Genomic DNA, 13,297 nt, shown 5'->3' on the forward strand with positions numbered 1-13,297 from the left:
TAAGCGTTTAAGGTTATCGGGACATTATTTTGCACAACCTTAAACACTTCCATAATGATCCTATTTGATATTGGTGATCCATAACGTTTGATAAGGCTGCACTTCCAGCTCCATCATCGAATCATTAAATTCCAACCCGCTAATCAAGTCCATCCAATGGTCGGTACCAATCAAGTTTACATCTGACAATCTCAGCAACTGCGGCGTATCGGTAATATTGCTAATACAAAAGATACTCTGACGGCGGTCAATACTTTGCCGCCAATAACCAAATAGCTGTTCGCCTAACTGCAAGGTAAACTGGGTGGCGTTAGGATGAAATGCTGGTTGCTTAATCCGTAATTCCAGTAATGCTGATAACCGCTGATGCACCTTATGATGCTGGCTATGTGGCGAATCCAGCTCCTCATCAAGCAAATTATAATCCCAGCGATGGCGGTTAATAGAACGGTTCTGATTAGTATTGTTCACCCGTTCGAGATCGTTACCGGTGCCAAGTAAACTATGAATATACAATCCAGGAATACCTTCCAGCCCAAACATAATGGCATGAGCACAAACAAAGCGATCCAGTCCCCACTTATCGGTGCCTTTTACGGTTCCCTGTAGGGCATCAAATAGTGCGATGTTGATCTCATAAGGCTTTTGCTGCCCATTATCCGCCACCCGCCAGGATACCCGACCACCAAACTGCTGCATGGTGGTTAGCAAGGTATTAAGTTCCAGCTCATCCAGTAACCCTTCCGCGGGTCGCAATCCAATACCATCATGTGAGGCAATAAAATTGAAATAGGTCGTGCCATTTTGTGCCGGAGGCATACTCATCATCCAATTTTTTAAATACTGGCAATTGCCGGTAATCAAGGTGTTAAGCAGCAATGGCGGTAACGAAAAGTTATAGATGGCATGAGCTTCATTGGCATTACCGAAATAAGCCAGATTTTCACGATTGGGAATATTGGTTTCGGTAATAATGACCGCGTCCGGCTGGGCATGCTCAATTAAGGTACGTAACAAACGTACCACTTCATGAGTTTGTTCCAGATTGATACAGGGCGTACCTAGTTGCTTCCATAAAAACGCCACCGCATCGAGCCGAAACAAACGCACGCCGTTATCCAGATATTGACGAATAATTGATACAAACGTCAGCAGCACTTGCGGATTACGGAAATCAAAATCCACCTGATCATGACTAAAAGTACACCATACATGCTGTACACCTTTGGATGTAGGCGTTTCACGCAATAACGCTGAAGTTCTCGGTCTGACCACGGTGGACAAATCATCATCCGGTGACGCGGTATAGAAAAAATCACTGCCCTGACCTTCACCTTTAATAAAGTTATCAAACCAGGCACTGCGCGATGAACAATGGTTAATCACCAAATCCGACATTAATCGGTAGTCATCAGCAATCGCGCCAATATGCTGCCAGTTCCCTAAAGCCTCATTCACACTGGAATAATCAATCACCGAAAAACCATCATCGGAACTATAAGGAAAAAACGGTAAGATATGCACGCTATTGATCACCGCTTTACAGCGCTCATTCATAAAACGATGTAAGGTTTGTAACGGTTTCTCGCCATCTTGTTCAATACTGTCACCATAGGTAATCAATACGACGTCATGCTGATCCCAGTGGTTTTGATGAGGCACAATTGGCCGCAAAGATTGGGCAGAATCCAACCTCATTTCGGCCAGTAATTTAGTTCCAATCTGCTCCAGCGATTCCGCCGTTTCCACACCGGCATAAATCACTGCTAAATGATGCAATACACTTTCCTGTAACTGAACGAGCGGCTCCATCATTATTCCTTATATTGTTGGTAATCCAGTTCAACGGCTTCTTTAAGTCGTTCAAGAACGTCCGGCATCGCACTTACCACCCTATTCCAACTAGGAATAAAAGGACGATCCATCGGGTTTTCCAAAAAATTTTGCCCGGCAGTCATAATATTTCGGGCAAACATTTCAACCGCTTTTTCTTCATTATGAATATCCAGTTTTAACCCGTTCATCACCGCATCGTTGTGATAAGTTTCAACAAAGTCCAATGCAATGCGAAAGTACGTTGCCTTGAGTGAGCGGAAAGTTTCACTACTAAAGGTTTGTCCCTGAGTTGCCAGTTTGCGTAACAACGCCTTGGTAATATCAATCGACATTTTGGATAAGCCGGCTGCCTGATCATCCAAAGACAATTCCTGATGCTTGTGATCGTAAGTTTTAGCAATATCCACCTGACACAAACGGTTACTGGCATAGTTACGGTACATTTCCGACAGAACCCCGATTTCCAGTCCCCAATCACTGGGAATACGAATGTCATTTAGTACATCACGTCGAAAGGAAAACTCACCCGCCAATGGATAACGAAAACTGTCCATAAATTCCAGATAAGGGCTGTGACCAACAATAGATTTCAGCGCTCTAAGTAATGGCGTGACCAGCAAACGTGATACGCGACCATTCATCTTGCCATCGGCCACCCGCGCGTAGAAACCTTTACAAAACTCATAGTTAAAATTGGGGTGCGCAACCGGGTAAATCAGTCTGGCTAATAATTCACGGTTATAGGTCAAAATGTCACAATCGTGTAAGGCCACTGATTCCGCTTTACCGGAAGCCAAAATATAGCCCATGCAATACCACACATTACGCCCCTTCCCTAGTTCTCTGGGCGCCAATTCCAAATCGGCAAGCTCGGCATCCAGCGCTTTTAAACGTGGGCCGTCATTCCACAAAATACGATGTTCCTGCGGAAATTTGTCAAAAAACTTCAGGGCATGCCGGTACTGATCTTCACTGGCTCGATCCAATCCCACCACAATCTGCGACAGATAAGGCACATCACATAAATGATTTACAATATTGGGTAGCGCCTCACCTTCCAACTCGGAAAATAACGACGGTAAGATCAATGCCATCGGACGTTTCTCAGCAAACTGAACCAATTCCTGTTCCAACTCTGCGACCGGCCGTTCGGCCAGATTATGTAAGGTGGTTACCACCCCATTTTGATAAAAATCCGCCATTATTTACTCCTAAAATATTGCTGCATAATAATTTCGATACACTCACTCCAGCCCTCAGGGCCGGGTAATGTGCTGGTAAAAAGGTGTTGTATTCGAGCCAACTGAGGGAGTGGTTGTACTGGAGAGAGTATTCTTACTGCGATATTGGCCATCTCCAACATGGCAATATCGTTATGGCTATCCCCGATGGCAATGGATTTATACTGCACATCGCCTTCACCCTGACGGCTAAACTCCTCTACCAACCACTGCATGGCTATGCCTTTATTACATTCACCAGAAACATGAATAAAGCGTCCGCCCTGCAACGGATCGGCGCCTAATGCCACTAAGGCATCGATAAACGCTTCACGCTGTTGTTCATCGCCATGCCATAACACCGGCTCACTAAAATGACGTTCTGCCGCCTGCTCAGCTTGTTGAACCGATAAGCCGGTGGTGTCACAAATACGCTGCACACTCATGGTGGCAAAATGTTCAAATAAGCCGGCAAAATCAGATTCCACTTTCGCTAACAGCGTTAACCAGTGCTGTCGCTCTTTACTAAAGGTTTTAACCCAATACTGTTGATAGCTTTCAGTATTATCGGGTTGCTGGGGAAAATACCCTTGTGGGATAAACACGGCTGCGCCATTCTCAACAATAAAGGGCGCGTCCAAGGTGAGTTCTTGATGCAATTCGTCTAATTCAGCTGCGGTTTTACTGGTATTGGGTACCACCGGTACATTAAGTTGATGTAGTCTAGCTAACGTAGCGTCAGCAGCTTGATGGCTGTAAGTGTCGTGATCCAGTAACGAACCGTCCAAATCAGTAAAAATAATATAACGGTTTTCAAGCATAAGCTTCCTTACTATTGAGTGAGATAATCTGACGATTTTTATCCAGTTTAAACACCTGATCACACCGGGCCGGCAAGGTTTGCAAACCATGTTCAGTCAAACGCTGATAATGCTGGATAAAATCACAAATTTGTCGGGTCGTCATAATATGACTTTGCGCTGCGGGGTCAGTACTGGCGGCAAGCTTCTTCTCCTGTTCCAGCCGCCACTGAAAAACGTGATCAAAACTAGGCGCCTGCAACATCAACCAGTAATCCATCATCTCGTAAAGCGGCTCATAATGAGTCTTAAGTTGCTGGTTGACATAGTGGCGCCATAAACGCCGCTCATCCTGTTCTGATTCAAGACTATTAACCGACTGTTCAAGCTCACTGGCAGACTGCGCCGTCACGCCCCAACACCAGCCTTCGAATATGACAATATCTACCGGTGTTTTTACCACAGGCCAATACATTGACGACAACGGGTTATCCATCGCCTTACTAAATTTAGGTAGCGCCACTTCAGTTCCGGTTTCAGCTAAATGACCAAGAACCAGTTTTGCCATTGCTATATCATGGGTACCGGGTACGCCACGGGTTTGTAGCAATGGATGCACTTTCATTGCCAATTCAGCGCGTTGCTGGCGACTTAAATAAAAGTCATCCAGCGATAGTACCACCACTTTCAGAGCGTGATTCTCGGCCAAATATTGCTGGATGAAATCAGCGAGGGTGGACTTGCCCGAGCCCTGGCAACCATTTAGTCCCACATAAAAGGGTCGTTTTGCACCTTCATGGTGCACGACAAGTTGTTCAGCCAATGGGACATACCACTGCTTGGCTGTATCAATAAAATCATCATTTAGCCTGTGTTTAGTGATAAATTCGGCAAACATTTGCGGGTTCTCCAGTAAATTAAAGGGTATTTTTTATTATTGTGTTAACGCATCCATACCGACTGTTTCAACATTTGTGCCAGCCCCTTAACTTTAGAAGATAAAAGCCCCCACAGCAGAATGCCCTGTCACAACAACAGGCCGATTAATTGGTATAAATATAAAAGGCCAATCAAACGAATTACGCTAATTGACCTTGATGAAATGACTGATTTATTTAATAAGTAACAACAACTGGAGGGTTTGCACTAGAAATGAAGCGGTCAAACGATTGCCAGCAATGCTTGTTGTTTAGCGAGCCAATTGTTTCAGATTACCTATCATCGCCCCAAGTCGGTCGCAATAATCATTCAAACTGCAATTCAATTTTCAGGGTGTGAATTTGTTCGGCTTCCCGCGCTAAATCGGCGGCTAATAAGGGTTGTTCATCTAGCCATTGATCCGCAAAAGTGAGGCTAATAACTGAATTTTTACTTTGTACATCAAGCTTTGGCACGCTGTCATCCTGACGCTGGATATTTAACAACACCGCTAAACGCAGTAAAGCAATCAATTTATACACTTGCCCTGTGTCATATTGATCCAGCTCTGGTAATTCAGCCAGCCGAATTTTTTTACGATGGACTCCCGCCAGCATCGCAAGCAACTCCTGCTGCTCCTGATTAAAACCGGGTAATTCCACTTGTTGCAATATGTAAGCTGAATGACGCTGTACTGCGCGGGAATTAATCTGCAACCCCACTTCATGTAACAACGCAGCCCAACCGAGCATGCTTTTCAATTCGTTATTATCGAGTTGCCACCCAGACTGACATGCATCATACAATTGCATGGTGGTGGCCAGCACACGACGGGCCTGCTCGGTATCCACATCGTAACGAGTTGCGAGACTCTCGGCACTGCGCTGACGAATATCATTACGGGCGAGACCGTCTTCCATTTCATAGATCACGCCTTCCCGCAACGCACTGGTGGAATAGGCCATTTCTGCAATATCAAAACTTTTAAATACGGCGGTTAAGATTGCTAATCCCGCCACAAAAACAGGCTGGCGATCTTCGCCCAAGCCATCAAGCTGAATATCCTCAACCCGATCCGCTTTGCAGCACAGTTCACTAATTTGCGCTAAATCCGCCAGATCAATCGTGCTTTTTTGCGGATTGGCGGATAATTTGGCCGCCACATCGAGAATAGTTCGAATGGTACCGGAGGTGCCAATACAGCATTGCCATCCCAATTTACGGTATTTTTTATCCAGTAATTCCAATTCCTGCTGAGCCGCAGTAACCGCGCGATTAAACCTTTTCTTACTCACATCACCGTTGGCAAAAAACCGTTGGGTATAGCTCACACAGCCCATTTTCACGCTACGCAGTAATAAGGGTTCCAATCCTTCACCGATGATACACTCGGTTGAGCCACCACCAATATCTACCACCAGTCGTTGCCCATCATCATAACTGGTATGCGCGACACCCGAATAAATCAGTCGCGCCTCTTCGATACCAGAAATAATTTCCACCGGATAGGGCATGATTTTACGAGCCGCTTTGATAAAGACTTTGGCGTTTTTAGCCTTGCGCAGAGTATGTGTTGCGACAATCCTGACACTATCAGGGCTAAACCCGGTCAGGCTTTGAGCCATTAGCGCAAGAATATCCAACCCTCGGCTAATCGCTTCATCAGATAACACATCATTATCGTCCAGCCCTTCTGCCAATCTGACTTTTTGTTTAATGGTATGCAGTATTTGTACGGAATCAGCGACTATCCGGGCCACAACCAGATGAAAACTATTCGAACCTAGATCCAGTGCAGCGACTTTGGTTGATTCACGGTTTTCTATATCAGTAAACGCGCTCTCTGGGGCCGGCATATTATTCCTGTTCCAGTGATTTCAAGTAAGTATAGATTTCCTGTTGGGCACGCAACTTCTTACGGTTACCGCGGGGAACATAACGATTGGACTGTTCTTTATCAATAACACGAGCCTTAAGCGTATCCTGAAATTCTATTTCAAGCATATGCAAAATACGCTGTTTGAGTTTTTCATCATACACCGGACAGGCCACTTCCACCCGATGATCCATATTACGCGTCATCCAGTCTGCGGAAGAAATGAATATTTTATGCTCTCCGCCATTCTCAAATACTTGTACCCGTGGATGCTCCAAAAATCGATCGACAATGCTAATTACAAAAATATTATCACTTAAGCCCTGCACGGCAGGCAATAAAGAACACATGCCTCGTACAATGGCGCGAATTTTCACCCCAACCTGACTGGCTTTATACAACTCATCAATAAGCTGCTGATCGACCAGATTATTTAATTTTAGGGTAATACTGGCACTTTTACCTTCACGACTGTTTTGAATTTCTTCGCGGATCAAGGCTAAAATTTTGGCTCGACTGTTCAGTGGCGAAACCTGTAAGTGCTGGAATTTATGCCGACGATAAGGTGCCTGAATAATATCGAACACATTAACAGCTTCCTGAGTCAATTCGGGATTGCGGGTAAACAGACTGTAATCGGTATAAATTTTGGCGGTTTTTTCGTTGAAATTACCAGTACCAAAATGCGCGTATTGTACCAGTTCGCCTTTTTCTTCACGGGTTACCACACACAATTTACAGTGTACTTTTAAAGTAGGGATCCCCAACACCACGCGGATACCGGCATCGGTCATGGTCTTTGACCATTCAATATTGGCCTGTTCATCAAAGCGAGCGCGTAATTCCACGATAACCGTTACGGTTTTACCGTTATCCACCGCATCAATCAGCGAATCGATGATCCGCGATTTATTCGCTACCCGATAAATATTGAGGCGGATATGCCGCACATTAGGATCAAAAGACGCCTGACGCACGAATTCAGTAAAGTGCAGAAAACGGTGATAAGGGTAATACAATAAAATATCACCGTGGCTGATAGCATCAAATACCGTATCAAAGCGATTAAACTCGTTGGTGCTAATCGCTGGCATTTTCGGATTGGTTAAATAGGCTCTGCCAGTATTAGGAAAGCCGATAAAATCTTTAAAATTACGATAAGGTCCACCACCAATCAGCCCCTCATTCGAGCCTATGGCCAAGCTTTTCTTCAGATACGTGAGCATGTCCAGCGGCATCGCACTATCGTAATTAACCCGCACCGGCTCAGCGCTTAAGCGTTGTTTCATACTGTCGGACATTTTATCGACAAAGCTCTCATCAATTTCATCATTGATGGAATACTCCGCATCCCGAGTCATTTTAAACGAATAGGCTTGCAAGGAATCAAAACTAACAAAGCCCCGTAATACATCTTCCAGACACAGTTTTATAATGTCATCGAGCAAAATAATATGTTTACGCTTTTTGCTCTGTTGAGGGGGAATGACAATAAAGCGAGACAATGCCTGACTGGGTACCTCCACCGTCGCGTATTTAGTTGAACGATTTTTACGATGGATCGCCACAAATAAGTAAGTACTGGAACCATTCAGACGTTTAACCAGATCCACCTTACGGTGTAACAATACCGGTGAAATATGGCGCAACACTTTGTTTTTAAAGTAATCTCTTAACCAATTACTTTGATATTCATTTAATTCCTGATGGGTTATGACATAAATGTTGTAACGCTTGAGTTTGGCAATGACGTCTTTGTAGATATGGTCAAACTCTTCGGTGAGCTGCACCACCTTGCGTTGTATTTGCAGCATTAAGTTTTTGGTTTGCTGGGCAGCGTGATGTTCACCATTGTTCGACTGGATCAGCAGTTGGCGCTTTACTTCGGCAAAACGCACGCGATAAAACTCATCCAGATTATTGGAATAAATCCCCAAAAAACGGATCCGCTCAATAATAGGATTGTTCACATCACTTGCTTCTTGCAAGACTCGCTGATTAAAGGCGAGCCAGCTTAATTCCATTGGAAAGTAAGGCGATGCATGCAATGTCATAGTATTAACCGATTCTGATACAACAAAAATTACCGTTATCCTGACAATAATCTATGTCTTTTTTATGACAGGTGACAGAAATATTGCAATTAAATGACAGTTAAAACCCTTATCCCAACTGAATGATGGAATAAGGGCGAGATCACCTGCACTGAATTAAACTTTAAATTGGCTAACGATCTTTTTCATATGATCGGCACGCTGTTTGAGCTGCTTGATTTCCAGCTGCTCATTTTCGGCATTTTCATGAATACTGGCGGCGGTATCGGCAATAATTTGTGCCGATTCATTAATATGCTCCACCACTGACGATTGCTCTTCTGTTGCCGAGGCCACCTGATGATTACCATCACTAATACTGTCAAACTTGGATTTAATCGACGCCAGTGATTGAGTGGCGTCCTGCGCCCGTTTGGCTAAATCAATACTGCTTTGAGCCCCCTGACGAATAGCGCTCAGCGAGTGTGAAGCGGCACTTTGCAATTGTTCGATTTGACTACGGATCTCGGTGGTAGAATCCTGCGTCCGACTGGCAAGCGTTCGCACTTCATCAGCGACCACCGCAAAACCACGCCCTTGCTCACCAGCACGGGCCGCTTCAATGGCTGCATTAAGTGCCAACAAATTAGTTTGCTCAGAAATACTGCTAATGGCTTCAACCACTGAGTTAATTGATTCAGCCTGACTGGCCAGATTGGCGATAGCGGTTTCGGTTTGCCCCATAGACTCGGCTAATTGGTTCATCGTATTGGAAACTTGCTCAATAACTGCGTTGGTTTCGTGGATGTCGGTGACGGCCAACTCCGTTTCGGTGGCGGTTTTATGCGCGACTGAGGACACTTCGGCGATGGTATGCCCCATTTCGTTCATTGCAGTCGCAACCTGTTCAGTTTGACCTCGTTGATCCTGAGCATATTGCACCGACAGGTTAGAAAAGTTATTCAAATGCTCAACACCTTGATTGATAGCATTTTCTGCCGTTTTAATTTCCACCACTAAACTGCTAAAACGCTGCATGATGGCGTTAAAACCGGTGGCCAAGTGACCCACCTCATTATCAAAGGTATCATCCAGTCGCTTGGTCAAGTCACCACCATCACCAGACATCTTCAGTAATTTATCCCCAACGTCTTGCACCGACCCACTGACCTGGCGAGCAACAATAAAAGATAAACCAATAAAACCGATTGCAATCAAGATGCTGACGCCAATGGATAACCACACTACACCATTGACCTTATCGTCGATCTCCGCTTTAGGCAGGATAGTTACCAACTTCCAACCAATTTGGGGCAAATCAGCCACGGCTAAATAAACATCGTCTCCCGCGATATCACTTTCAAACAGATTAAAATCACCACTGGCACGACTAATTTGTGCCGCGACATTACGGTAAGTTCCTATTTGACTTAGCTTTTGGTCGAGTAATTGGCTATCACGATGCGCCGTGATCAAGCCGTCACGGTCAACCAAAAACATGTAGCCATTTTCCCCTACCCGCGTTTGCTTGACCATACTGGTGATACTGGAAACGTCATAGCCTAATCCCGCAACACCAAGCACTTTTCCACTTTGGGTTTTAGCTAAAACATTTACGAACAAGGTCAATTTGTTATTTTGCTCATCAACGTCAATGGCAAGTCCCAAATCCTCGCGCTTGCGCAGGACATCAAAAAACCAGCTATCCCGTTCAACCGTTTTTGAAACGGTTTTAAACAAACCATCATTGGTATAGTAATTATTACTATTCGCAGAGACCCAAAAAACCTGTAAGGCTCCATTTTCCTGCACAAAACGATTGAAATAGCTTTTAATATCATCCAGTTGCTGAGTGTTTTCTCCAGACTCTATCCACTGTTGCACCAGATTATTTTGCGCAATTCCCTGTGACAGGGTAATCGGTACCTGTAACTCGGCCATAATCTGTTCTTTGACTCGATTAAGCGTATTGGGCAGATGTTCATTTTCGGTGACATCGTAAAACATCGAGGAAAACTGGCTAATATTGATTAACGATGAAAATAACGTAGTAAAGAACAACGCTAGCGCCATTGCTCCTGCGACAGCGGTTCTGATCTGGAGTTTGCGTAAACTAAACATAATTTGGAAGGTCTCAGCAGTATAAACACGTTAAGCTTAATACTTATCGTCGCAATGAGGTAATAATTAAAGGAAAAACAATTACTAAGCTTTCAATTCAGTATTGGATAGTTGTTGACGATATTCCCTGACTCCAACCCCCATCCAACGCTTGAATGCTTTAGCAAAAGCACTGTCATCGGAATAGCCTAATAATGCCGCAATATCCGCTTGGGTATGGCGTTGTTCCGCTAACAGCTCTATCGCACGTTTTTTACGCACCTGCTCAGCGATGGCTCGAAAAGAGGTCTGATAATCTGCCAGTTTGCGGTTTAAATGACGTTCACTTATCGCCAACACCGCCGCTACTTGAGTACGACTTAAACGTGGTTGTTGCTGCAATAATGCAACGATTTGGTCCTTTATGGTTTGTGGTTGCAAACGTTTGAGTTGTTCCTGCGCCAAACGATGCATATGCTGTTGCACCGCCTGACTCCCGCTAGTTAACGGCTGACGCCAATATTGTTCGGATAATTTGACATAATTATCAGACTGATTGAACACAATTTTATCGCAGCCAAATATGTCTTGATAAGTCTGTAATTCACCGACTTGTGCATGTTCAAACCCCACCTCCTGAGGCGCAAATTCGTCCCCCACCAGCCATCTGGCACCAACTACCACGCTGGATAAAATCGCCTCAATTCGGGTACGGCGGGCAACATTAAACTGGGCCTGATAACTTAATTTACGCATGCTGCCACTACTGGAATAGCGGAACGTTCCACCTTCACCAATTAATGCCGAGTAGGTCACCAAACCTTCTACTGCCGTGGCCAAATTAGGGCTGCTTAACAATAAAAATCCCACCATATCGTAATTAGCCGGCTGTAACGCACGACCAATTGTTAACCCAATATGTGGATCCTTCGATTGCTGTTCGATAGCTTGCCAAAACCTATCCTGCTCAACCATGGGCAATCGTTCCTCAGCGTTGATCTGATTAACCCGCTGAATAATGGATTGCGGCAATTGCACTCCCAGGCCTGGCAATAGGCCTAAAATTGCTTTGCTGAAACTGGGCGTGACGGTTGTCATGGTCATAAACGACCTCCTTTGTCCCATATTAACTAGTTTGTGTCCCAACAGGCTAGAGCATAGCGAAAATAAATTGGTTAACATGGCCTTAACAAAAACTTGAAGTTGAGTAAATTGTCGATGTTACCTTATGCAGTCATTGGTTCTGGCCCGATGGGACTTTGTACCGTTCGCCGCCTGGCGGAAGCGGGTTTACCGGTTATCGGTTTTGAGATCAACCACGATGTAGGTGGTTTATGGGACATCGATAGCCCCACCAGTACCATGTACCAATCGGCTCATTTAATCTCGTCCAAGCGAATGACCGAGTTCGCTGATTTTCCAATGGATGACGATGTCGCCACTTACCCTCGCCATGACCAGTTACGTCGCTATTTTCAGGACTATGCCAAACATTTCGATTTGTATCGCCATTATCGTTTTAATACCAAAGTCGAAAAACTGGAGCCAAAAGGCGATATCTGGCAGGTCACCGTTAGCCATAATGAACAAAGTGAAACCATTGAATGTGCCGGTGTATTGCTGGCCAATGGCACTTTGCATCATCCTAAGCGGGCGGACTTTGCCGGTGAATTTGAGGGTCAACGGATCCATAGTAGCGAATACCGGCATGCCGATATATTTGCCGATAAACGGGTATTGTTGGTGGGCTGTGGTAATAGCGGTTGTGATATCGCAGTCGATGCGGTTCACCGTGCCAAATCGGTGGATATGGTAGTACGCCGTGGTTATTATTTTTTGCCCAAATTTGTCGGTGGTAAGCCTACCGATACACTCGGCGGCAAGATCAAATTACCCAATAAACTCAAGCAAATTGTCGATGGTACGTTAGTGCGACTAATTTCCGGCAAACCCAGTAGTTTTGGTTTACCCGATCCTGACTACAAAATGTATGAATCTCATCCGGTGGTCAATTCGATGTTTTTACATCACATCGGCCATGGTGATATTAAAGTGCGTCCTTCCATTGATAAATTGACGGCACATGGTGCCACGTTCGTCGATGGTCAGCAGGGTGACTATGATTTAATCCTTGAAGCCACCGGTTACAAGCTGCACTACCCCTTTATTGAGCCGCAACATCTTAATTGGCAGGGCGATGCGCCACGTTTATACCTGAACATCTTTACTCCACAACACAACAACCTGTTTGTAATGGGGATGGTGGAAGCTTCCGGCTTAGGTTGGCAAGGTCGCGATGAACAGGCCAAACTGGTGAGCCAATTTATTTTGGCACAACAAAATAATAAAGCGGTAGCCGACAAGTTTACCCAAACAGTCAAAAAGTTAGCCAATCAACGTATCGATGGTGGCATGAACTATTTGAATGTCGAACGTATGGCCTATTACGTGCATAAAGGCGATTATTTAGCGGCTCTGGCAAACGCCCAACAACAACTCAAACAAGGTCATTAG

General features: G+C 44.8%; 9 protein-coding genes. 1 reads left to right on the top strand and 8 read right to left on the bottom strand.

From position 1 onward, the window contains the following. Nucleotides 1-60 precede the first annotated feature (60 nt). The 8 genes from ACTD55_RS02455 to ACTD55_RS02490 all read right to left on the bottom strand — a co-directional run bounded on the left by ACTD55_RS02455 (nucleotide 61) and on the right by ACTD55_RS02490 (nucleotide 11,887). Entirely contained in the window at nucleotides 61-1,815 is a 1,755-nt protein-coding gene (locus ACTD55_RS02455) for a sugar phosphorylase (RefSeq protein WP_438862715.1), read from the bottom strand. Next, nucleotides 1,815-3,038 (bottom strand): glycosyl transferase, encoded by a 1,224-nt coding sequence (locus ACTD55_RS02460; protein WP_438862716.1) that lies wholly within the window; start codon nucleotides 3,036-3,038, stop codon nucleotides 1,815-1,817. The genes ACTD55_RS02455 and ACTD55_RS02460 overlap by 1 nt, the downstream gene beginning before the upstream one ends. Beyond that, on the bottom strand, nucleotides 3,038-3,877 hold the full coding sequence (locus tag ACTD55_RS02465) for an HAD-IIB family hydrolase (RefSeq protein ID WP_438862717.1): 840 nt from the start codon (nucleotides 3,875-3,877) through the stop codon (nucleotides 3,038-3,040). The genes ACTD55_RS02460 and ACTD55_RS02465 overlap by 1 nt, the downstream gene beginning before the upstream one ends. Further along, entirely contained in the window at nucleotides 3,870-4,754 is an 885-nt protein-coding gene (locus tag ACTD55_RS02470) for a kinase (RefSeq protein WP_438862718.1), read from the bottom strand. Before ACTD55_RS02470 ends, ACTD55_RS02465 begins: the two co-directional genes overlap by 8 nt. Nucleotides 4,755-5,100: 346 nt before the next feature. Then, nucleotides 5,101-6,630 carry an exopolyphosphatase gene (ppx, locus tag ACTD55_RS02475; protein ID WP_438862719.1) on the bottom strand — a complete coding sequence of 510 codons (1,530 nt, stop codon included), beginning with the start codon at nucleotides 6,628-6,630 and terminating at the stop codon, nucleotides 5,101-5,103. A gap of 1 nt (nucleotide 6,631) precedes the next feature. Next, nucleotides 6,632-8,704: a polyphosphate kinase 1 gene (gene ppk1 / locus ACTD55_RS02480; RefSeq protein ID WP_438862720.1), complete on the bottom strand. Its 2,073-nt coding sequence runs from the start codon at nucleotides 8,702-8,704 to the stop codon at nucleotides 6,632-6,634. 156 nt (nucleotides 8,705-8,860) lie between these two features. Next, nucleotides 8,861-10,804: a methyl-accepting chemotaxis protein gene (locus ACTD55_RS02485; protein ID WP_438862721.1), complete on the bottom strand. Its 1,944-nt coding sequence runs from the start codon at nucleotides 10,802-10,804 to the stop codon at nucleotides 8,861-8,863. Between the two features lie 84 nt (nucleotides 10,805-10,888). Next, a complete protein-coding gene (locus ACTD55_RS02490; RefSeq protein WP_438862722.1) occupies nucleotides 10,889-11,887 on the bottom strand; it encodes an AraC family transcriptional regulator in 999 nt (332 codons plus the stop codon). A gap of 93 nt (nucleotides 11,888-11,980) precedes the next feature. Between ACTD55_RS02490 and ACTD55_RS02495 the strand changes: the two genes are divergently transcribed. Further along, a complete protein-coding gene (locus ACTD55_RS02495; RefSeq protein ID WP_438862723.1) occupies nucleotides 11,981-13,297 on the top strand; it encodes a flavin-containing monooxygenase in 1,317 nt (438 codons plus the stop codon).

The sequence above is a fragment of the Neptunicella sp. genome (assembly GCF_048268085.1).
Taxonomy (GTDB): Bacteria; Pseudomonadota; Gammaproteobacteria; order Enterobacterales; family Alteromonadaceae; genus Neptunicella.

Bases quoted from the DNA above. Each gene is read 5' to 3' on its own strand.
- ppk1 (WP_438862720.1), bottom strand. From the start codon at position 8,704: ATGACATTGCATGCATCGCCTTACTTTCCAATGGAATTAAGCTGGCTC.
- ACTD55_RS02455 (WP_438862715.1), bottom strand. From the start codon at position 1,815: ATGATGGAGCCGCTCGTTCAGTTACAGGAAAGTGTATTGCATCATTTA.
- ACTD55_RS02460 (WP_438862716.1), bottom strand. From the start codon at position 3,038: ATGGCGGATTTTTATCAAAATGGGGTGGTAACCACCTTACATAATCTG.
- ppx (WP_438862719.1), bottom strand. From the start codon at position 6,630: ATGCCGGCCCCAGAGAGCGCGTTTACTGATATAGAAAACCGTGAATCA.
- ACTD55_RS02485 (WP_438862721.1), bottom strand. From the start codon at position 10,804: ATGTTTAGTTTACGCAAACTCCAGATCAGAACCGCTGTCGCAGGAGCA.
- ACTD55_RS02470 (WP_438862718.1), bottom strand. From the start codon at position 4,754: ATGTTTGCCGAATTTATCACTAAACACAGGCTAAATGATGATTTTATT.
- ACTD55_RS02490 (WP_438862722.1), bottom strand. From the start codon at position 11,887: ATGACCATGACAACCGTCACGCCCAGTTTCAGCAAAGCAATTTTAGGC.
- ACTD55_RS02465 (WP_438862717.1), bottom strand. From the start codon at position 3,877: ATGCTTGAAAACCGTTATATTATTTTTACTGATTTGGACGGTTCGTTA.